The following is a 21545-nucleotide window of genomic DNA, read 5'->3' as shown; positions in this document are numbered from 1 at the left end:
GTAGGCGGCCCGCACAGTCATGCGGGCCTCGTCAGCGATACAGCATACGCACCATTATGGCACTAGCGACAGACCGATACGGAACTGCGATTCGTTGCGCTGGTTATAGCCCAGCAAAGTTTCGCCATAGCCGTTGAAGTACTGCAGATGCAGATAGCCGTTCATATCCAGCCAGGTCCGTTTCAGCGGCCAGGCAAAATCCAGCTGAGTCGTACGGTGACGGCTTGCACCCTGGCGATACATCGCGGATATCACCGCGCCGTTGTCTTGCGCCCAACGCAGATTCCAGTCCACATGTCCCGCATAGTCGGTGTAGTCGGAGTTCTCGTCCTCCACCCCAAAATAGGCCTTGATCCTGGGTGCGAAAGTCAGCGTGCTGCCGCTATCGAATCGGTAGTTGATGGCCGGTTGGACATAGAAATCGTTCAACGAGCGCGAGTCGTCTCCGTCCTTGCCGTTGGACATGTGTTCGACACCTGTATTCAGGCCCAGACGCCAATTCTGGTTGTTCGAGTTCCACATGTTGTCGTTGAGCCAGAACACGCTGGGATTGAACGTAGTGTCGATGAACGGCATGGAATCGCCTTCCAGATCCCACAGCGAGCGTTGCGTATAGCCGATGTAGAAGTTCTCTCCAAAGGTCGGCGCACGGCCACTGGGCGGATTGAATAAGCGATATTTGGCACTGATCTGAAAGCGGGCCGTCGTCCCGCCACGCGTACCGATATCGAAATAAATCGGTTCATACTCCGAGAGCGCGCCGCGGAACGCATCGAATCCCGAAGGCTTGTTCTCCACTTGCGCCAGTGCTGACTGATCGGGTGCCGGACCTGCATCGGGTTGTGCGCCAGCCGCCGAGACGGCTGCGGCAGGCACGGGCTGGCCCGTAGCTGGATCGATCACCGGACTGTTTGCCGGCGTGCTGGCCAGCGTACCGGTTTCCCGGCCCGAGACGTCCAACGCCATCATGGCGGGTTCGCCTTCGATGGATAGCGCCTGCAGGCCTTTCGCCTGTTGGGGCACCACAGTCGTCCATGCCATGCGAGCAAAATTGTTGACCGGGATGTTCATTGCCGCCTGCGGGCTGGCCAGTGTTGCCAGGCTGCGCACGATATTGCCGTCCGTTCCGCGCCACTGTACGACCAGTTGAGTGGGGGGACGCCAGTTCGTCGCCGCTGTCCCATCATTAAAGAGAACGGCTTGAATTTGCACCGTTTCGCCTGGCGCCGCCGACGGCCGCTCCAGCTGGTAAGTGATCCCGGCTGCCGCAGGCATCGCCGCGGCGAGCAGGGCGGTTAAAACCAGGGGGCGCAACGCGCCAGAAAACGAGGAAACCGTATCCGAAAGCATAATCAGGCAGAGATAAGACGACGAGGCAATGTAGCATCGTCACGTTCCGGTGCCAGGATGCTACTGCAACGGCATGTAAAATGTAATGATTGTGTCGTACGTCTCAGGGTATCAGGCGCAGATCGCGGGATATTTATCACGATTCCGATGAGTTTTTACATTCTGTGGACTCAAGCCGCCCGCCGTGAGACGGTACAATTGCCGCGCGTTATCATACGCACGGCCTCAATACCCGCCCTTAGCTCAGTTGGATAGAGCACTCGCCTTCTAAGCGAGCGGTCACACGTTCGAATCGTGTAGGGCGGGCCAGCCCCTGGGGCCCTGATACACCCTCCCGCAGCATTGCTGCGCGGCAGGCAACACCATGCGTCCTTTCGCATGGCTACCGCCTCAATAGCGCCAGACATACGATCTCCTCGCAGTATCAACGAACGTGATCGGTGCATTGGAGCAGAGCCTCCTCGTCGATCACATCCCATTGAAAACGACGAGGACCGATCTCATGTCTGACCATACCGCAAGCAAAGAAACTTCATCGCGCCGCAATGTCCTGATTGGCGGGGCCACCGCCGTAGGGACCCTATTGGCCGCCGGCATGTCTCAGCCCGCTGCGGCCAAGGCGGTCGCGCCAGCCGGGACGGCTCAGCGTGGTGCTGCCGCGTCCAGCTCAACCATCGTGACCAAGGACGGCACCCAGCTCTACTACAAGGACTGGGGCGAAGGCCAGCCCATCGTTTTCAGCCACGGATGGCCGTTGAACTCCGATAGCTGGGAATCGCAGATGTTGTTCCTGTCCTCACAAGGGTATCGTACCGTCGCGCACGATCGGCGCGGCCATGGACGTTCCAGCCAGCCGTGGAAGGGCAACGACATGAACACCTATGCCGATGATTTGGCTACCGTCATCGAAACGCTGGACCTGAAGAACGTGGTCCTGGTCGGGTTCTCCACCGGCGGGGGCGAAGTCGCGCGTTATATCGGCCGTCATGGCACCAAGCGCGTTGCAAAAGCTGTCCTGGTCTCGGCCGTGACGCCATTTATGCTGAAGACGCCCAGCAATCCCAATGGAACGCCCATCGAGGTGTTCGATGGCCTGCGCGCGGCCCAATTGGCCAATCGCTCGCAGCTGTATCGTGATTTCCCGTCGGGACCGTTCTACGGATTCAATCGCCCCGGCGCCAAGGTGTCGCAGCCGCTGATCGATCTGTGGTGGATGCAGGGCATGCTCGGCGGGCACAAGAATACCTATGATTCGATCAAGGCATTCTCCGAAACCGATATGACGGAAGACCTCAAGAAATTCGACGTGCCGACGCTGGTCATTCATGGCGACGATGACCAGGTCGTGCCAATTGATGCCGCGGGCCGGGCGTCGGCCAAGCTGATCAAGAACGCTAAGTTGATTGAATATCCCGGTGCGCCTCACGGCCTGACTGATACGCACAAGGACAAATTCAATGCGGACTTGCTCGCGTTTATTCGGAGTTGAGCGGCATTGGCACTGGCCTAGCTGCTTTGCAGTGCCTCCATTACCCGGCGATGCACCTCGAATAACGCGGGGTCGTCCGGGTGACGGGGGCGCTCGATCTCAACCTGGATCACGTCGCGGATTTCAGCCGGTGTTCCTCCCATCACGACGATTCTGTCTGCCAGAAAAGCCGCTTCCAGCATATTGTGAGTGACCAGTACCCCGGTAGGGCGTTGGCGACTTTCGTCCAGCCATAACGATTGCAACAGCAGGCGCAGGCGTCGGGCGGTCAGCTCATCCAAAGCGCTGAATGGTTCGTCCAGCAGCAGGACATCGGGGGTAGTCGCGAAAGCCCGCGCAATCGACACGCGTTGACGCTGCCCACCGGACAGAAATTGTGGATAGGCATTTGCGTGTTCCGGCAGTTCGACTTTCTCGAGCAGGCTTCGAACCGTTGCCTGTTGTTGTGACAAGGCTGCATGGCTGCGCGTCAGCACAATACCGACATTTTCCTGGACACTGAGCCAGTCGAGCAGCCGCGGTTGTTGAAAGACGACACTGAGATTGATGGCATCGACAGGCCGGTCAAAGGCCACGGCCCCGCGCGTGGGTTTATCCAAGCCTGCGATGAGATTCAGAACCGTTGACTTGCCGCAGCCGGAAGGGCCGACCAGCGCCACCAATTCGCCGGAACGAATACGAAAGTCGAATGCCCTCAGAACCAGTTTCTCGGGATCGGCGCCACGCGCCGGATATCGCTTTTCGATGGACTCAATATGGATATTGCTGCTCATACCGCAGTCCCTTTTTTCCAACGATTCGCATGCCGCTCCAATGGCTGAAATATGCCGTGTTCGACCAGTAGCATGGCGACCCAAAAGGAGAGCGTCCATGCAATCACGCCTTCGACATTTTGCGTGCTGAACTGCGCATTGAGTTGATAGCCCACGCCGTCGGACATGCCAAAGATCTCGACTAATACGATCACTTTCCAGGCAATGGAAAAACCGACTCTGCACCCTGAAACGATGAAGCTGTAAAGGACGGGCAGCCAGATGCGGCGCAATACGATCGACGTGGGCAGGCGGAATACCTGTACCATTTCGACGAGCTCGTGTGCCAGCGAACGGACGCCTTGTTGCACTGAGATGATGAGTGCGGGCAGCACACCCAAAGCCACCGCGACAACGGGTGACGCCAGACTGACGCCGAACCAGATTACGCACAGCAATGCCCAGACCAGGCCGGGCACGGTCAACCCCAGAATAATGCCCGGCTCAAAGAACCGCTCCGCAAAGCGAGACACCGCGGTCAGTATCCCTATAGGCAAGGCAATGGCCAGTGCCAGTAGAAATCCCAGCGACATACGCAGGAAGGTATTGCCGATCTCGACCGGGGCAAAACCGCTCAGGCAGATTTTGATCAACTCATGGGCGATGGCGGCGCTGTTAGGTACCAGGGGGGAGTGCGCCGCGCGCGCCATCACTTCCCAAGACGCGATCAGTACGATAAAGAAAAGTATCTGTGGCGCCAGCCGATGCCATGCGCCGCGCAGGCGCTGCCCCACGGGCACGGCGCGTTCTGGATGGGTCGGACGCGTTACGTCCAGAGTCAGTTCTTTGGCGTCCATCAGGCTTTTACGTAAATAGTGCGGTCAGGCGTTCGATCCAGCAGTCCGAGTTTCACGGCTGTCTGGATTTGTTTGTCGATGGTGGCAAATACGCCGTCATCCCAGCGAGTGGAATAGGCTGGCGCCAGGCGTTGCGGCAATAAGTCGATCGCCTGGGTTTCATCGGCTTTGATCCCGAGGTCTTGAGCGATGGTCTTCAGGCTGTCTGGATTGGCATGTATTGCCTGGCCGAATCGTTCGAACAGCGCTGCCAATTGTTTTGCCGTCTCGCGATTGGCGTCGAACCACGTGCGGCTGGCCGCCAGGCCTACGAGAAAGGGGTCTTCTGTTTGGCCTGTGGCCTGTTTCCAGAGATCCGCCACACGGGCGATTTCGCGTGCACCGCGGCCCACCAAGCGTGTTGCCGTGGGCTCCAGCGTAATGATGGCTTCGACATCGCCGCGTTCAAACAATGCCAGATTTGCGGTCGGTGAGCCATGGATGACCTTGACGTCTTTTTTCAGATCGATGCCGATCAGCGAGGCCGCAATTCTGGCCTGCAGATACGTCTCACTGGTCTCGGCCGTCGTCGCTATGGTCTTGCCGATCAGGTCCTTTGGCTCTTTATAGGGGCTGTCGTTACGCACGATCCAGCGGCCGTGGTTGTTCAATGCGGGGCCGAACAATACGATGTCACTGCCGCGATTGACCAGCGTGGCAAGGCCCACCGCGCCAAACACGCCGACATCAAGTGAGCCGGCGCTGAGCTGAACCTGCATTTTCCCCGGATCTGCCGTGATCCAGTTCAAGTTCAATGTTGAGTCAGTATTCAAATGCTGGCTGTCTATCAGCGGTCGCCACGCAGACCCGGCACTGCCGGCCGATGGCAACGTGATACGGACTGCGCTTTGCTCAGCGGCTCGCGCTACGGAAAATAGGCTGGCCGCTGCCAACACGCTGGCGGATTGAAGAAAAGTTCTGCGCTGCATGCGGATCCCTTGTGCGGTTGCGATATGTGTTTATGGTTATGTTCGAGGTGCGATCGTGGTGAGGCTCATAGCACCAGTGCACGATGCAGGACGCGACGCTTGCCGCCAAAATCGGGCACCCCACGGTGTTGTACTGTGCGGTTATCCCAGATCAAGGCTACGCCGTCCGTCCAGCGATGGCGCGCCTGCACTTCAGGGGCAGAGATAGCGTCGAACAGCACGTCCAGCAAAGCTTGACTGGTGCGTCGCGTGACACCCAGGATGCGCTGGGTATAGAGTTCGTTGGCGAAGATCTGCTTCCGTCCTGTTTCGGGGTGTGTGCGAATGAGAGGGACCTCGATCGACGGATATTTCTCACGCTGCCCCGCGCGTTGTGCAAGGTCGTGATACGCCAACGTCAGGAATCCCTGGGTCTCGACGTCATGCACTGCCGTCAGCGATTCAAAATAGGCCGCCAATGCGGGGTCGAGCAGGTCATAGGCTGCGGTCGCATTGGAGAACACCGTGTCTCCACCGGTACCGGGCACTTCTTGAGCGAACAAGGACGTAAAAGGAGGCTGCACGTTCTGGAACGACTGGTCGATATGCCAGATGTAGTTCATCCGCGTGCGCTTGATGGATGAGTCGATGGCGTTGAGCTGTCCCGTCTTTCCCGAGCCAGGGGTGTACGGCGTATTCAAGAGCTTTACTTGGCCAAACAGTGAGACCAGCCGTTCAAAGGACTGAGCGTCTACAGTTCCCGGCTCAAAGCTCAGAAATCCATGGCGTAGCAGGCCTCTATATAGAAAGTCGCGCACGGCAGGGGCAACGTCGCTATCGGGCCTTATTCGCAGACCGTGCACAGTCGCACCTACCGTCGCAGAGTAGGGCGCAATATTGATGTCGCCCAACGTCGCAACATCATGAGGATATTGCGTGAAATCCAGGACTTTAGACTGAATCCTGTCCAGTTTTTCGTCATCGACATAGATGCCGTTCGTAACGGGGGGCGCAGCGGGGAGAGTGGCGGAAAGAGACATGGTCGTTTTTTCTAGGATCAGGCGCTGGGCGATTGGATGGGATACTGCGGGTCGGTGCCCCATTCCAGCCACGAGGCGGGATAGACCGCGGTCTGTTGCCCGGCCAGTTGCAGGGCAACAAAGGTGCGCGCGGCACGTCCTCCGCCTCCGCAATAGACAATGGGGTTGTCCTGAGGGGTAATGCCAATCTGCTGTGCCTGGGAGGTGACTCCATGGGTGCCGGCGTATTGCCCGTCGCCGTTCAATTCGAGGCTGTTGTCCCAGAACTTGGCCTCAGGAATGCGGCCTTTGCGGCCGGCATTGCTGCGTACGCCGTCAAATTCCTCCCGTGACCGGGCATCCAGGACAGCGCGGTTCTGCTGGGTCGCGGCCAGTACATCCTGAGCGGTAGCCAAATATTCTGATTGAGGCGTCAACACAAATGGGGTCGCCGGCCAGGAAGCTGCCGTCGTGACATGTTCGCCAGGCCAGGCCGCCAAGCCACCGTCCAACAGTGAAATATGCTGGATTCCTGCATAAGCAAATGCCCAGGCGGTCTTGGCCGAGGGGGCATCATTTTGTGCGCCGATAATCACGACGTGCGATTCTGCGGTGAGGCCCAAGGCAGATAGCGCCCACGCTAGTACGGCCTGGAACCGTGTCAGGGAGGCGGGATCCGTGCGCACGATCGACAGCAAGGCGGGATCAAAATTTCTGGCGCCAGCGATATGGCCGCGCCAGTAATCGGCAGGCGAGCGCGCATCAATCAGGACCAGCGTCTCATCGTTCAGGTTCTGTGAGACCCAGGTGGGTGTGACAAGTTTGAAAGTAGCCATGGGGCGATCCTCGTTGATGCTGCAGGCACAGTGTGTCGACGTCGCACCACTGCGCGAAAGATGGATACTGTCCCATGATTTGTGCTTAATTCAAAAGAAGAAAAAATTGTTAGTACCTTTACTAATTTCATTTTGAAGGCAGCTGATCTTGATGGAGAATCCGTGGCTTCGACTTGTATTGGCTGCGGCTTGAAACATATTCATGGCTTTTCGTTTGCGTCCCGTGTCCGACGCGAGTGAGGATTTTCGTCCGCTCGCATTGCTGGTTGGCTCTGCCATGTTCATGGAGCAATTGGACGCCACTATCATCAGCCCCGTCATTCCTCAGATCGCCTTGCAATACGGCATAGACCCGCTAGGTTTGAACCTGACGATGACGATCTATCTGCTCTGTTCGCTGATATTTATTCCGCTCAGTGGACTATTTGCGGCACGCTGGGGATCGAGGACGACCTTTTGCGGGTCTGTATTGCTATTCGTCATCAGCTCCGTATTGTGTGCGATGTCTACGAGCGTAGAGGCGCTCGCCGCCTCTCGTGGCCTGCAGGGTGCCGCCGCTGCAATGATGGTACCGGTTGGCCGTAATGTGCTGATTCACGCCGTGGGCAAAGGAAAGCTGGTACAGGCCCTGGCCTGGATGGTTACGCCTGCCATGCTGGGCCCGATGCTGGGGCCGCCTCTGGGTGGAATATTGGGGACTTACTTAAGCTGGCATTGGGTTTTTTGGGCGAACGTTCCCGTGGGGCTCGCGGGGTTATGGGCAGCGCGCTATGTGATGCCGGAATTGCGTACGCGTATCAGCAGTGTGTTTGATTGGGGGGAGTGGTTGCTGCTGTCGGCCATATTGGCGCTCATCGTAATTGGCGTCGAATCCGTACGGCAGGCGGACGATCCGTTGTGGCTGTTTGCGTGGGTGTTGGCGTTGACGGGATTGCTCGTTTTCTATATCCATTATCGGCGGCACTTGGCGCATCCGATGCTGGATTTCTCGCTGCTACAGGGAAAATCGTTCTCTGCAGGGTTCTGGGGAGGCAGTCTCGTTCGCGTGGGTTATGGGGCACTGCCATTTTTGCTGCCGCTCATGCTGCAATTGGGATTGGGATTCAGTGCTGTGCAGAGTGGGATGGTCCTGTTGCTCAGCGGTACGGTCGCCTTTTTTGCCAAGACGCAAACGGCGAAGATGCTGGGGCGTTGGGGTTTCCGCCGGATGTTGATCGGCAATGGACTGATGTGCACGGCAGGGTTATTGGCGTGTGCATGCTTTGCTCTGCCCGGCTGGAATATGATCGCCATTTCCCTGGTCATGGCGCTTACGGGTTTTTTTCGGGCGATTCAGTTCAACGCGCTTAGTGCGATTGCCTATGCGGATTTGCCTGCTGAAAAAGTTGCTTCGGCCACGACATTGAACACGATGGCTTGGCAGCTCGCGGTTACGGTGGGCATCGCATTTTCCGCGTTGCTCATCGAATGGTCCGCCACCTGGGCCAGCCGCGCTGAGCCCGCCAGCGCCGATTATGCGATCGCTTTTGGTCTGCTGGCACTATGTTGCGCAGCGGCCATCCCGTGTTACCGTTCCCTGCCCGAGCATGCTGGCCAAGAGTTGAGCGGCCATACCCCTCGGGTGTCTTGAGGGCGTCAGGCCAGCGTTTATTGGCCTGCACGCAAATTCTTTTAGCCTTTTTCTACGCCATTAAGCATGCCCAATTCTGCGATCGAACGTCTGGATCAACTTTATGACCGGCCCGGGTTCTTGCTTCGGCGCGCGCATCAGATTTTCGTATCCATTCTGGAAGCCGAATTCGCATCGATTGGATTGTCTCCCGCACAGTATGCAGTATTGATTGCGCTGCACGAGAAAAAGAAACTGACCCAGGGCGAACTCGCCTTGTCCTTAGGGATGAATAAAGTCAGTATTTCTCAGGTCGTCCAAGGGCTGGAGCGCAATGGCTGGCTCCTGCGGCAAGTCGACAGTGTGGATAAACGCCAACTGCGTTTGACCTTGACCGCCGCAGGACGAAACATGTTGCGTCGAACACGCGGTATGGCAGAGACCACCTACAACGCACAGATGGCGCCATTGAACGACGATGAGCGAGAGCAGTTTGTGTCACTGCTTAAACGCTTGGTACACGAGCTGGAGCCGCATGCTCGAGCGGCCTTCAATCCATTGGATGTCACAAAAAAATAGTCATGCCGTTCGAAGCATGAGGATGGCAAGCTCTATGAGCCGCTACCATTCATTTTATCGATGATGATAGCGGCTCATTGGCGTGTAATACCGGCTCAACCCTTCAGCGCGACCAGCACTTCATCCAGCATTTTCTTGGCATCGCCAAACAACATGCGGTTGTTTTCTTTGTAGAACAACGGATTGTCCACGCCCGCATATCCCGATGCCATCGACCGTTTCATCACGATCGAGGTCTTGGCCTTCCAGACCTCTAGCACCGGCATGCCGGCGATGGGGCTGGCCGGGTCTTCCGCGGCGCTGGGGTTGACGATGTCGTTGGCGCCGATGACGATGGCGACGTCCGTATCGGGGAAATCCTCGTTGATTTCGTCCATCTCCATCACGATGTCGTAGGGCACCTTCGCCTCGGCCAACAGCACATTCATGTGGCCTGGCATACGGCCTGCCACCGGGTGAATGGCAAAGCGGACATCCACGCCTTTTTCGCGCAGCGTCTTGGTGATCTCATACACCGTGTGTTGAGCCTGGGCCACCGCCATACCGTAACCCGGTACGATGATGACGCTTTTGGCGTCGCGCAGCATCTCGGATGTCTCGGCGGCGCTGACGGGCACGACTTCGCCTTGGGGCTCCGTTGCATCGCTTTTCTTGGCGGGCGTACCGCCGCCCGAGCCAAAGCCGCCGGCAATGACGCTGATGAAATTGCGGTTCATTGCCGTGCACATGATGTACGACAGGATCGCACCCGAGGATCCAACCAATGCGCCCGTTACGATGAGCAGATCGTTGCTCAGCATGAATCCGGTGGCAGCCGCCGCCCAGCCCGAATAGCTGTTGAGCATGGAGACGACTACGGGCATATCCGCGCCGCCGATGGCCATGACCATGTGTATGCCGAACAGCAGGGCAATCACTGTCATCACAATCAACGGCAACATGCCAGCATTGACGTCGGGCGCCGCCAGAAACTCCCGGCCGAACCAGATCACGACCAGCAGGGCAATCAGATTGAGCCAGTGGCGAGCGGGCAGCAGCAGTGGCTTGCCGCCGATGCGGCCTGCCAGTTTGCCGAACGCGATCAGCGAGCCGGAGAACGTGACCGCACCGATCAGAATACCGATGTAGATTTCCACCTCGTGGATGATTTTCTCCGCACCCTCGTATTTCATGGTGGGGTCGATATAGCTGGCGAATCCGACAATGCAGGCCGCCAGACCCACCAGGCTATGCATGAGCGCCACCAGCTCAGGCATCTGGGTCATTTTGACAACCTTGGCGGCATATAGACCGATGCCGCCGCCGACCACCAGCGCAATGACAATCCAGGCGATGCCTGAGGTGCTGACGCTGGGGCCGAACACGGTCGCCAATACGGCCAGCGCCATGCCGATCATGCCGAACAGATTGCCGCGACGTGAAGTTTCAGGATTCGACAGGCCACTCAAACTCAAGATAAAGAGAATGGCGGCACCGAGATAGGCCACCGTGGCGAGACTTTGGGACATGATGATGTCTTTCCTTTATTTATTTTTCTTATTTACGGAACATGGCGAGCATGCGACGGGTGACGGCAAAGCCGCCAAACATATTGACCGCTGTCAGGATGAGCGCAGCAAAGGCCAACCAGTGAATCAGCGCATCGGGCCGATCGTTCAAGCCCGCCGTGGGCGGCGCAATCTGAACTAGCGCCCCGATGGCGATGATGCTGGAAATGGCGTTGGTCACGCTCATCAGCGGTGTGTGCAGTGCAGGGGTCACATTCCACACCACCATGTATCCGATGAAGCACGCCAGTACGAATACCGTAAAGTGCCCCAGGAAGGCCGCCGGTGCATAGGCGCCGATAAACCAAAAGGCCACTGCGGCCACAGCAAAAACGATCGCGAGCGTTTTGGCTGGCAATGGACCGCTGCTGCCATGCCCGTGACCGCTCTTCTTTTCGGCGACAGGGGCCGCCGATTTGGCAGCCGCGGCAGGAGGCGTCGCAGGCTTTAGCGGTGGAGCGGGCCAGGTAATGGCGCCATCCTTGATTACCGTCAGGCCCCGGATCGCATCGTCCTCCATATTGATCACGGCATGCCCGTCCTTGGCCTTGCACAGTTCCTCGGTCAGGCGCAGCAGGTTGGTGGCGTACAGCGTGGACGACTGTTTGGCCAGGCGTGAGGCCAGATCGGTGTAGCCGATGATCGTGACGCCATGGCGCACGACGGCTTCGCCGGGTACGGTCAGCTCGCAATTGCCGCCTTGCTCTGCGGCCATGTCGACGATGACGCTGCCGGGCTTCATCGATTGCACCATCTCGGCGGTGATGAGCTTGGGCGCAGGTTTGCCGGGGATCAGGGCTGTGGTGATGATGATGTCCGCGTCTTTTGCCTGCTGGGCGTACATCTGGCGCTGCGCGGCCTGAAAGCCTTCGCTCATGACCTTGGCATAGCCGCCACCACCGCTGCCTTCTTCTTCGTAATCGACTTTGACGAATTCGCCGCCCAGGGATTTGACCTGATCGGCGACTTCGGCACGGGTATCGTTGGCGCGTACGATAGCGCCCAGGCTGGCCGCTGTCCCTATGGCCGCCAGGCCTGCCACACCGGCGCCTGCGATGAAGACTTTGGCGGGCGGCACTTTACCTGCCGCGGTGATCTGTCCGTTGAAATAGCGCCCGAATGCATTGGCTGCCTCAATGACAGCTCGATAGCCGCTGACACCCGCCGTGGAGGTGAGAGCATCCATTTTCTGGGCGCGTGACAGCGTGCGTGGTAGGCAGTCAATGGCCAGCACGGTTGCCTTTTTTGCGGCGAGTTGCTGCATCAGATCCGGGTTTTGGGCGGGCCAGATGAAGCCAATCAGAGTCCCGCCTTCGCGCATCAGGGCGACTTCTTCGGCACTCGGGGGGCGTGTTTTGAAGACGATGTCGGATTCCGCCCAGAGCGCCGCAGCGCCCTGGACGATCTCTGCACCCGCAGCCGAATAGGACTCGTCGCTGAAGTTGGCCGCCTCGCCGGCGCCAGCCTCGACTGCGACCTGAAAACCCAGTTTGACGAGTTTTTCTACCGCTTCGGGAACCGTGGCGACGCGCTTTTCGCCAGGAAATATCTCGCGGGGTACGCCGATTCGCTGCGGCGATGAGACGGTGTCTGACTGCATCAAATGCCTCCCTTTTTATGGATACGGTTTCTTGCTTTCCGTATTCATATCATGGATCTGCTGAATATGGGGCTTCGACCTATCGTTCGCAGGGGCATATTGGCCCTCAAGCAGGGTCAGTCAGGTTATGCGTTGCGATGGTACGTAAATACGTCCTCCTGGCCTCAATTGTCCGCGCGTCTCATCGATGGGGCTACTTTGATGAGGGTGCGCGAGGACGATAACTCCGGCTATTGACTATCAATGAACACTGCACGGGTTTGACGGCCTCAACGCTCAATCCACCCACGAGCAAAAGAAGCACTGTGAACAATCGCTTTATGCTCGGACGGGGTAAGCGGGCGATGGGATGGCGGGCAGGATATGGTTGCTTCATCACGTTGCTCCTGAATAGGTACGTGTCGGTTATACCTGCTCAGGAAAAACGCTGCGTGTCGTACTGTATGTTGGGCGGTCGCGTATACAAACGCTTTACAAAAACGCCTGTGCACTACAAATACGGTGAAGCCAGCCAGATAATCTTGTTGCGCAGCCGCTTGATGAACGGCTGCCCATAGAGCTCCTCGAGGGTGACTTGTCTCGCACCTGCGATGTACGCATCCACGCGATGGCCGATCCATTGGGCCAGGTTGTGATCGTAGACTTCGGTGTCGAGCTCGAAATTCAGCCGCAGGCTGCGCGGATCCATATTGGACGATCCGATATACGACCAGGCGCCGTCCACTGTCATCAGTTTGGAATGGTCGAACGAGCCCGATGAGCGCCAGACGCGGCATCCCGTGCGGATGATCTGGTCCAGTTGCGCCGTCATCGCATAATTGACCAAGCGCAAATTATTGCGGCCGGGGATCACGACGTCGACGGTGATGCCGCGCCGCGCGGCGGTTGCCAGCGCCAGGATCAGCGGTTGATCAGGCAGGAAATACGGCGACTGAATGCGGATGTGGTGCTGTGCGACGGCGAGGGCGCCCAATAGCATATTGCGCGTGCTGACGACGGCGCGATCGGGCCCTGAGGGAACGCAACGCAGCGGTACCGTGCCTGCCGGCGTCGAGGCCGGGGGAGGAAACCACGGCTCGCCCTCGAGCATCTCGTGGGTCGTGAATGTCCAGTCGTGTGCAAACACCGACATGAGCTGCGTGACGACCGGGCCCTCCAATTGAAAATGCACGTCTTTGTTGGTCTGCTCGCCCGATAGGGCGCTGACAAAGGCGGCGCGTACGTTCATACCGCCGGTAAAACCCAGGTCGCCGTCGACAACGAGGATCTTGCGGTGGCTGCGCAGATTGGCATACGGCATGCGCAGCACGCCCAGGGGATTTGTCATGAACAGCGCGGTGCGTACGCCCGCGCGGTGCAGCATGCGCACGATAGGGGGACGGGAATACTTGCTGCCGATTGCATCGATCAGAACGCGGACTTGTACGCCGCGTTCGTGAGCCTCGATCAGCGCCTGTGCCATTTCCCGGCCGATGGGGTCGCTGTCAAAGATATAGCTCTGCATGGCGATGCAATGGCGCGCCTGGCGAATGGCCTGCATCATGGCAGGGTAGGCTTCGTCGCCTCCTGACAGGGGGGTGACGGAATTGTTGCCTACGACAGGGAAATGGCTGATCTGGTCACCCAGTGTCCTGAGCGACGAGAATTGGCTAGCCGAGTAGGGCACGACATCGTCGATGGGTTCCTGTTCGTAGCTGGCGTAGGACAGCGGAGTTTCGTCTCGTTGCTGCGAAACGCGGGTGTGACGGATGCGGTTTATCCCGGCGACAAAATAAAACAGCGCCCCAAACAGGGGGGAAAACAGGGCCACCCCGACCCAGCCGATTGCCGCACGTACGTCCTGTTTGGTCATGGCGGCATGGACGGCGGCACCCGTACCGGCTACTACGCTGATGCCGAATACCAAATGGGGCCAGTATTCATGTAAAAGCTCGTCGAAGCGATCCATATGCAGCTCTGAATGACTCTCGCAAGGGTGTCATGCCTATACATGGCAGGTGCGTCAGGATACCAAGTTGTAGCTGTTAGCTCGCATTTCGTCGTGGGCGAGCAACAAGTGGGCGTTCGTATGACGCTTGGATTCGTTTTACGGAGAGGCAGGCGGCGTGTGGAGGGGCAAGCCGACCAGGAGTGAATGTGAGATCAATTGTTCATACCGAGCATGGGAGATTTTAGAGCTCACTTGCTCAAACGATTGCTTAATCAGTGATGGCTTTGCGGTTGTGTCTGTACCGAGAGCAATCGTGTTTCGGTCAAGCCTAATATATGACCGAGCTAAGCACAGAAATGAAAAAGCCCGCTCAATGGCGGGCTAAATTCTAGTATCGCAATTCTTGTTCTAATCTTCATATGGTGGGATTTTTGATCTTTTATCCACATGAAAACTCAGAGCGATTTGGGGTGGCTGATGGGGCTCGAACCCACGACAACTGGAATCACAATCCAGGACTCTACCAACTGAGCTACAGCCACCGCTGAGTACTGCGAAGAGGCCGAACTATAGCATATAAAAAATCGCGATGGCAAATGAGCGGCGATGTTGGTGTTTGACGATCAGGGGGGGGGCCGAACCTTGAGGTACGAGGGCCAGCGCACGCTGCCGTTCGCCCCCGTTCTGGATAACTTAGCCTGACCGACAATTCATGCGCCGCCTCGAAAGGACGATTCCTCAGTCCGTTACAAAACTTATCAGGCTTGTCACGATATGCGCGGTATGCTGCCCTTTAGAGAGGGCCTACGAGTGCATCCAAATAATTTTGTTTACAAAGGATATCGGTTGACGGCGAAAGTCACCCGGGGTGTCCAAGACAGCAAGACAAACGCGTCGGGGTCACCCGTCTTTACCGCTTCGGTATTCGTGGTTCAGGCTGACTCCGTACAGGAATCGGGTGATGAGTATGAAGTCCCCAGCTTTGCCGAGGGGAATTTTGTATTTAGTCCGCGCGAAGCCGTGCACCAGGCGATCAGCCATGGGTGCGCGATTGTCGATGCCCTGACAGGGGTGACGGGATAGGCGAACCTATTCAGTCAATTGGCAAAGATCTCCGACCAACTGCGAGCTTTGCCCAGCGGTCTGACAATCGCGGACTGTTCCAGAATCGATACCGCTTTGTTGAATTCCTCGGCGGCTGCGCCGTCCTCGAGGATGACCAGGCGGCTGTTATCCGCATCGGCCATTTTGACGTCCGACATTTTGCCGTGTGTCTGGTAGACCTGTGTCCAATCGATTTTTTTGCCTGCTTTGAGGGCGATTGGTTCGATGTAGGTGAGCGAGGCGCCAGCGGTGCTGCGCACCGCATAGGCGAATTCGGCCGTGTGGCCGCTGCTGGCACGTGCTTTTGCGCTTTGGACCAATCGTTCAGCGCCCACGGCCTCGGCCAACGTGCGGCCGACTTCGGCGCGAAAACGCAGGCGGCTGAATTTCGGCATCCATTGGCTGCACTGAAAGGTCAGCGCAGTCGTCAATTTGATCGCATCCCACAGCGCATCCTGCAATTGCGATTGCGGGCCGGCGGCCGTGATGGCGCCACTATGGTCGAAGTGTGCCAGGCTGAGGCCCGGGGTCTGATTCAACTGGTCCAGCCGTTTGGGGGTGAGTTCGACGCCATAGGTGGCGGCATGCATGGCAGCTTCGCCTGCATCGGTCAAAAAGAACGAATTGTCGTCGGGATGAGCGATGTAGAACGTGGCATGCTGGCCGTCCAGGCCCATGGCAACGGGCGTGATGGCGCGTACAGCGCGTTCTCCGGCGGGCACGACCGTCCAGCCGGCCGGGGGCAGAAATGCGGTCATATTCAGATGAGCAGTTCAATCTGACGGCCTTTGAGCGGGTGGGCAAAGCCACCTGCCAGCGTCAGATTGGCGCGTTGCAGGAAATAAGGGATCAGGGAGGCGATGTCGTTCAGCGCAGGGACGACAGGCTCGGCATAACCTTCGCCTTCGTGATGCCAGATATGCTGGTGGGTGCGCTGATCGAGTACGTTGCGGTAGAGCGGCAGGTCTGAGCCAGCCAGATTCGTGTGGTAGGCATCGTTGGTATCAATACCCAGCACGCGATGCGGTCCGATGAACAGGCTGGCCGAACAGGCTTCTGCCAGGGTGATGATGGCTTGTCCGTGCACGGCAGTGCGCGCCGGACGATAGAGCGTACGAAAAATGATGTCGTCGCGTGTCTCGCCGCGCAAGCGGCAGGACGAGACGAATTCTACCCATTGGGCTTGTCCGGGCGCAGGGCGAGGCGTCCAGGTCACCGCTTTGGCGGTTTCCTTGGGCTCTGCCAGGATTTCGCGGACTTCTGCCGGGGTAATGAGGGGGGCTTGCGTAGTGGCCATGCGCCGTTTGGGGCTGTTGTCGTTCAGGGGATGCAGCGGGGCACCCAGCGAGGCGCCCGAAAGGGCCGTAATATTACAAGATCATGGCGTTGTCGGCAGGCCGCAACCGTTTAGCCGGCTGCAAAGCGGTGCTGCCTACCATTCGGCGAGCCGACATGGTAGGCAGTCTGGACGGTCCATCTGTCGCGCCGATCTGCCCGGAGAATCAACGAGAGGCGATCAAAGGCTCTTGCTGGCAAACGTGTCGCATTGGCGCAGGTCGCCGCTGTCCAGGCCGCGTTTGAACCACTGTACGCGCTGCGCGGAGGATCCATGCGTAAAGGCATCGGGGACGACATAGCCCTGGCTTTTCTTTTGCAGGGTGTCGTCGCCAATGGCCGTCGCAGCGTTCAGGCCTTCTTCGATGTCACCGCTTTCGAGGATGTTGCGAGCCTGGTCGGCACGGCGTGCCCATAGCCCGGCGAAGCAGTCTGCCTGCAACTCCATGCGGATCGACAGGGCGTTGGCCTGGCTGGGGTTACGCTGGCGCAGTTGATCGACCTGGTCGGAAATGCCCAGCAGGTGCTGGACATGGTGGCCCACCTCATGGGCAATGACGTAGGCCTGGGCAAAATCCCCCGGCGCGTTCAGTTGGCGCTCCATTTCGTCAAAGAAGCTCAGATCGATATAGACCTTGCTGTCCGCCGGGCAATAAAACGGCCCCATGGCCGATTGCCCGGTACCGCAGGCGGTCGGCGTCGCGCCGCGAAACAGGACCATCTTGGGCGGAACGTATTGCCGATTGAGATTTTCCTGGAAAATCGTGCTCCAGACGTCTTCGGTCTCGCCCAGGACTTTGGACACGAAGCGCGTCTGTGGATCGTCGGCCGGAGGCTGGGTCGAGGTTTGCTGTTGTTGCACCGGCGCGGTGCCATCGGCCATTTGCAGGACGACCGAGGGGTCCACGCCGAAATAAATCGCCACTAAAGCCAGTACGATGGTGCCTATGCCGATCGAACCACGTCGTCCTCCGAACCGCGGGCCGCTTGAGCGTCGATCTTCGATATTTTGACTTTCCCGCGAGTCATCCATGCGCATCTTGTTTCTCCTGAGCAAGCGCTAAGGATGCTAGGATAAACCCATGGCTCTCTTTTTCTCCATTCATCCTGACAATCCGCAACCGCGTTTGCTCAAACAAGCCGCCCAATGGCTGAGCGATGGCGGCTTGGTGGCGGTGCCTACCGACTCCAGTTATGCGGTGGTGGCCCATCTCGACGACAAAGCGGCCGCCGATGCGCTGCGGCGGTTGCGCGGATTGGACGAACGTCACCATTTGACACTCTTGTGTCGCGATCTGGCCGAGATCGGCCATTTTGCGCGGGTCGACAATCGTCAATATCGCTTGCTGAAGGCGGCGACGCCGGGGCCCTGGACCTTTATTCTCGAGGCGACCCGCGAGGTACCGCGCCGGGTATCTCATCCGTCTCGCAAGACTATCGGGATCCGTGTGCCGCAGCACGCGGTGACGTTGGCGTTGCTCGAGCAGGTGGGGGCGCCGTTGCTGTCTACGACGCTGATCCCCAAGGACGAAGACGAGGCGCTCAACGACGCCGAGGACATCCGTGATCGCTATGCCCATGAGCTGGCTGCCGTCATTGATGCAGGCGCTTGCCCGCAATCTCCCACTACAGTTATTGATTTGACCGGCAACGAGCCGGCAGTGCTGCGGCGTGGCCGGGGTGACCCTGCCACGTTGGGCTTGGTCTGATATAAAAAGATAACTCCGGCGCCTCATGTCCGACATCATTCAAGCTATCGCGATCTACGCGATCCCCGTTATTTTCGCGATCACCCTGCACGAGGCGGCCCACGGTTATGTGGCTCGTATGTTCGGGGACCCCACTGCCGAGCAGGCGGGGCGCATCACGCTCAATCCTATGCGCCACATCGATCCCGTCGGCACCATATTGGTTCCGGTGGCGATCTTGCTGATGTCCAAATTGATGGGCGGTCCCGGCATGCTGTTCGGTTGGGCCAAACCTGTCCCGGTGGATTTCGGACGCCTGCGCCGGCCCAAGCAGGACATGCTATGGGTGGCCCTGGCAGGGCCTGCCGCCAATCTGGTCATGGCCATTCTGTGGGTCATCTCGATGCGCCTGTTCCTGGCTGCCGGTATCGAAGAGGGCTACTGGTATCAGGTCGGCATGGCGGGTATTAACGTCAATTTGGTGCTAATGGCGCTCAATTTGCTGCCTATTTTGCCTCTGGACGGTGGCCGCGTCGTATTCAGCCTGCTGCCTAATCGACTGGCCTGGCAATACTCCCGGATCGAGCCCTATGGCTTGTTGATCGTGCTGGTACTGCTGGCGACCGATGTGTTGTGGACCTTGATGCGGCCCTTTATGGAATTGGGCTCGACCATCGTGACATGGTTCTTGTAATTGCCAATATTCCGGTAAACTCGACGGTTCGACTGACCTGTTTCTCGCCCGGTGCATGTTGCGCCGGGTTCGGAGCCCATTTTCATGGCATCCCCCGATTCCTCAACGATTACTTTTCAGGGCAGCATGGTGGCGTTGGTAACGCCCATGCAGCCTGATGGCAGCCTGGATTATCCGGCGTATCGATCTCTGATCGATTGGCACGTCGCCGAAGGCACCGACGCCCTGGTGGTGGTCGGCACCACGGGAGAGTCTCCCACGGTGTCCATGGACGAGCATGCCGAGCTCATCCGCGTGGCGGTAGAACACGCGGCAGGGCGTATTCCCGTGATCGCTGGCGTCGGCGCCAACTCGACTGACGAGGCGATCCATCTGACGCGTCACGCCAAGCGCGTGGGCGCCCAGGCGGGCCTGTCCGTGGTGCCCTACTACAACAAGCCCTCCCAGGAGGGCCTCTATCAGCATTTCCGCGCCGTTGCCGAGGCGGTGGATCTGCCGACGGTGCTGTACAACGTGCCAGGCCGTACGGTCGCTGACATGAGCAACGAAACCGTGCTGCGTCTGGCGCAAGTGCCAGGCATCATCGGTATCAAGGACGCGACCGGCGATATTGGCCGCGGGGCGTTGTTGTTGCGCGAAGCTCCCGCAGATTTTCAGGTGTTCAGCGGCGATGATCCTACCGCTGCCGCACTCATTCTGTTGGGCGCTCGAGGCAATATTTCAGTGACAGCCAATGTCGCACCACGGCTCATGCGCGAGCTTTGTGCTGCGGCCTTGGCAGGTGACGTGCCCAAAGTGCGTGAACTAAACTCGCGCCTGGCTCGTCTTAACAAGGTCTTGTTTGTCGAGGCCAATCCCATTCCTGTGAAATGGGCGCTTGCCCAGATGGGCCGTACGTCGTTGGGTTACCGGTTACCGCTGGTCGAACTCGGCGCGCAGCATCACGATACGGTCCGTCGCACGCTCCAGGAAACGGGTCTGCTCTAATTTAAGTGAGGATGCGTATGAACCAACGTCATGCCGCTGCGTCGGCATTGATGGCTCTGGCATTGCTGTCGGGTTGCAGCGATGTGAATGAATTTCTCGGCGGCGAAGAGTCGGTCGATTACAAAAGCACAAAACGTGGCGAACCGCTGAGCATCCCTCCGGATCTGACTCAGGCATCGAGCGATCCACGTTATCGTGCTCCTGCATCGGGCAGCACCACGTTCTCGCAATATCAAGAGCAGGGCCAGCAAGTCGCCTCTTCGACAGCACAGACTAGCAATGTGCTGCCCGAGCGCAGCGACATGCGAGTCGAGCGTGATGGCGATTTGCGTTGGTTGGTAGTCGATTTGCCTCCTGAGCAAGTCTTTCCCAAAGTGGTCGATTTCTGGACAGACACTGGCTTTACGATTGCGAACAACAATCCCAAGGCCGGTTTGATCGACACGAACTGGGCCGAAAACCGTGCCAAGATCCCCGAGAGCTGGCTGCGTCAGGCGTTAGGTTCCATTCTGGATTCGGTGTGGGATAGCGGTGAGCGCGAGAAATTCCGTACGCGTGTCGAGCGCGTCAATGGGCGTACCGAGATTTATATCTCGCACCAGCAGATGTTTGAAAAGCGTGTGGGCTCCGATGACTCCCAAGTGCAATGGGAACACGGCAAAGAAGACCCCGGTCTGAATGCCGCCATGCTGGCGCGCCTGATGGTGTATCTGGGCACTGACGTCGACAGCGCCCGCAAGCTGGTGGCTCAGGCCGAGGCTTCGCCGCAGTCGCCGAAGGTCCAGCAGGACGTACGGGCCGATGGTGCCATGCTGGTGGTCGACGAGTCCTTTGATCGCGCATGGCGTCGGGTTGGGGTGGCGCTGGATTCGGGCGGTTTTGCTGTGGATGATCGTGATCGTTCCGCTGGCGAGTATTTCGTGCGCTATGTGGATACGGATACGGGCGCTCAGCAAAGCGAGCCGGGTTTCTTCAGCCGGATGTTCTCTGGTGACAAACAAACCCAGGCGGCGCAATACCGCATCCATCTGACCGAAGTCGGTGGTCAGACACAGGTGACGGTGCTCAACGCCAGCGGCCAGCGTGACAATAGTTCAACGGCACAGCGTCTGTTGGGCGTGCTGAAGGACAAAATGGTCTGATGTTCGAGCAGGGCGGTGGTCCATGGCCCTGTCTCTTAAAAACGCCCCTGCGGGGGCGTTTTTATTTTGGATGGCCCGGC

At 58.4% G+C, this 21545-nt stretch carries 20 protein-coding genes and 2 tRNA genes; 9 read left to right on the top strand and 13 right to left on the bottom strand.

Annotation, left to right across the window (positions count from 1 at the left end; translation table 11 throughout):
- Positions 1-54 precede the first annotated feature (54 nt).
- Positions 55-1350 (bottom strand): phospholipase A, encoded by a 1296-nt coding sequence (locus ACNA0J_RS19640; protein ID WP_415820546.1) that lies wholly within the window; start codon positions 1348-1350, stop codon positions 55-57.
- Positions 1351-1582: 232 nt separating this feature from the next.
- Here ACNA0J_RS19640 and ACNA0J_RS19635 point away from each other — a divergent pair.
- A tRNA-Arg gene (locus tag ACNA0J_RS19635) sits at positions 1583-1659 on the top strand.
- A gap of 193 nt (positions 1660-1852) precedes the next feature.
- Positions 1853-2839, top strand: coding sequence for an alpha/beta fold hydrolase (locus ACNA0J_RS19630; protein WP_415820545.1), 987 nt, complete (start codon positions 1853-1855; stop codon positions 2837-2839).
- Positions 2840-2856: 17 nt separating this feature from the next.
- On the opposite strand, the gene ACNA0J_RS19625 is transcribed toward ACNA0J_RS19630, so the two are convergent.
- The 5 genes from ACNA0J_RS19625 to ACNA0J_RS19605 form a co-directional block, all read right to left on the bottom strand.
- Positions 2857-3612, bottom strand: a complete 756-nt coding sequence (locus tag ACNA0J_RS19625) for an ABC transporter ATP-binding protein (RefSeq protein WP_415820544.1) — start codon at positions 3610-3612, stop codon at positions 2857-2859.
- Entirely contained in the window at positions 3609-4448 is an 840-nt protein-coding gene (locus ACNA0J_RS19620) for an ABC transporter permease (RefSeq protein WP_415820543.1), read from the bottom strand. The genes ACNA0J_RS19625 and ACNA0J_RS19620 overlap by 4 nt, the downstream gene beginning before the upstream one ends.
- Positions 4448-5416 (bottom strand): ABC transporter substrate-binding protein, encoded by a 969-nt coding sequence (locus tag ACNA0J_RS19615; RefSeq protein WP_415820542.1) that lies wholly within the window; start codon positions 5414-5416, stop codon positions 4448-4450. The genes ACNA0J_RS19620 and ACNA0J_RS19615 overlap by 1 nt, the downstream gene beginning before the upstream one ends.
- Positions 5417-5481: 65 nt before the next feature.
- Positions 5482-6435, bottom strand: a complete 954-nt coding sequence (locus ACNA0J_RS19610) for a TauD/TfdA dioxygenase family protein (RefSeq protein ID WP_415820541.1) — start codon at positions 6433-6435, stop codon at positions 5482-5484.
- 17 nt (positions 6436-6452) lie between these two features.
- On the bottom strand, positions 6453-7250 hold the full coding sequence (locus ACNA0J_RS19605) for a sulfurtransferase (protein WP_415820540.1): 798 nt from the start codon (positions 7248-7250) through the stop codon (positions 6453-6455).
- A 202-nt stretch (positions 7251-7452) separates the two neighbouring features.
- On the opposite strand from ACNA0J_RS19605, the gene ACNA0J_RS19600 reads away from it, so the two are divergent.
- Together ACNA0J_RS19600 and ACNA0J_RS19595 are read left to right on the top strand one after the other, a co-directional pair.
- The gene (locus tag ACNA0J_RS19600; RefSeq protein ID WP_415820539.1) at positions 7453-8880 is read left to right on the top strand and encodes an MFS transporter; all 1428 of its coding nucleotides are present in this window, start codon (positions 7453-7455) and stop codon (positions 8878-8880) included.
- 66 nt (positions 8881-8946) lie between these two features.
- The gene (locus ACNA0J_RS19595; protein WP_415820538.1) at positions 8947-9438 is read left to right on the top strand and encodes a MarR family winged helix-turn-helix transcriptional regulator; all 492 of its coding nucleotides are present in this window, start codon (positions 8947-8949) and stop codon (positions 9436-9438) included.
- Positions 9439-9533: 95 nt separating this feature from the next.
- Here ACNA0J_RS19595 and pntB read toward each other — a convergent pair whose 3' ends face one another.
- The 4 genes from pntB to ACNA0J_RS19575 all read right to left on the bottom strand — a co-directional run bounded on the left by pntB (position 9534) and on the right by ACNA0J_RS19575 (position 15057).
- The gene (gene pntB, locus ACNA0J_RS19590) at positions 9534-10946 is read right to left on the bottom strand and encodes a Re/Si-specific NAD(P)(+) transhydrogenase subunit beta (RefSeq protein WP_415820537.1); all 1413 of its coding nucleotides are present in this window, start codon (positions 10944-10946) and stop codon (positions 9534-9536) included.
- A gap of 28 nt (positions 10947-10974) precedes the next feature.
- Positions 10975-12585, bottom strand: coding sequence for a Re/Si-specific NAD(P)(+) transhydrogenase subunit alpha (locus tag ACNA0J_RS19585; protein ID WP_415820536.1), 1611 nt, complete (start codon positions 12583-12585; stop codon positions 10975-10977).
- Between the two features lie 490 nt (positions 12586-13075).
- A complete protein-coding gene (locus ACNA0J_RS19580) occupies positions 13076-14533 on the bottom strand; it encodes a phospholipase D-like domain-containing protein (protein ID WP_415820535.1) in 1458 nt (485 codons plus the stop codon).
- A gap of 448 nt (positions 14534-14981) precedes the next feature.
- Positions 14982-15057 (bottom strand) — tRNA-His (locus tag ACNA0J_RS19575).
- Between the two features lie 268 nt (positions 15058-15325).
- Between ACNA0J_RS19575 and ACNA0J_RS19570 the strand changes: the two genes are divergently transcribed.
- On the top strand, positions 15326-15598 hold the full coding sequence (locus tag ACNA0J_RS19570) for a hypothetical protein (protein ID WP_415820534.1): 273 nt from the start codon (positions 15326-15328) through the stop codon (positions 15596-15598).
- A gap of 14 nt (positions 15599-15612) precedes the next feature.
- Here ACNA0J_RS19570 and ACNA0J_RS19565 read toward each other — a convergent pair whose 3' ends face one another.
- From ACNA0J_RS19565 to ypfJ, 3 genes are all read right to left on the bottom strand, one after another.
- Positions 15613-16377 (bottom strand): DUF1828 domain-containing protein, encoded by a 765-nt coding sequence (locus ACNA0J_RS19565; RefSeq protein ID WP_415820533.1) that lies wholly within the window; start codon positions 16375-16377, stop codon positions 15613-15615.
- Between the two features lie 2 nt (positions 16378-16379).
- A complete protein-coding gene (locus ACNA0J_RS19560) occupies positions 16380-16916 on the bottom strand; it encodes a hypothetical protein (RefSeq protein WP_415820532.1) in 537 nt (178 codons plus the stop codon).
- A 219-nt stretch (positions 16917-17135) separates the two neighbouring features.
- Positions 17136-17993: a KPN_02809 family neutral zinc metallopeptidase gene (gene ypfJ, locus ACNA0J_RS19555; protein WP_415820531.1), complete on the bottom strand. Its 858-nt coding sequence runs from the start codon at positions 17991-17993 to the stop codon at positions 17136-17138.
- A 43-nt stretch (positions 17994-18036) separates the two neighbouring features.
- On the opposite strand from ypfJ, the gene ACNA0J_RS19550 reads away from it, so the two are divergent.
- The 4 genes from ACNA0J_RS19550 (at position 18037) to bamC (ending at position 21465) form a co-directional block, all read left to right on the top strand.
- On the top strand, positions 18037-18663 hold the full coding sequence (locus tag ACNA0J_RS19550; RefSeq protein WP_415820530.1) for an L-threonylcarbamoyladenylate synthase: 627 nt from the start codon (positions 18037-18039) through the stop codon (positions 18661-18663).
- Between the two features lie 25 nt (positions 18664-18688).
- Positions 18689-19336: a site-2 protease family protein gene (locus ACNA0J_RS19545; RefSeq protein ID WP_415820529.1), complete on the top strand. Its 648-nt coding sequence runs from the start codon at positions 18689-18691 to the stop codon at positions 19334-19336.
- Between the two features lie 84 nt (positions 19337-19420).
- Positions 19421-20323: a 4-hydroxy-tetrahydrodipicolinate synthase gene (gene dapA, locus ACNA0J_RS19540; RefSeq protein ID WP_415820528.1), complete on the top strand. Its 903-nt coding sequence runs from the start codon at positions 19421-19423 to the stop codon at positions 20321-20323.
- An 11-nt stretch (positions 20324-20334) separates the two neighbouring features.
- A complete protein-coding gene (bamC, locus tag ACNA0J_RS19535; RefSeq protein ID WP_415820527.1) occupies positions 20335-21465 on the top strand; it encodes an outer membrane protein assembly factor BamC in 1131 nt (376 codons plus the stop codon).
- Positions 21466-21545 lie beyond the last annotated feature (80 nt).

Origin of the sequence: Bordetella tumbae (genome assembly GCF_965139195.1) — a bacterium.
Taxonomy (GTDB): Bacteria; Pseudomonadota; Gammaproteobacteria; order Burkholderiales; family Burkholderiaceae_B; genus Bordetella_A; species Bordetella_A tumbae.
This window is presented reverse-complemented; position numbering and strand designations above follow the sequence as displayed.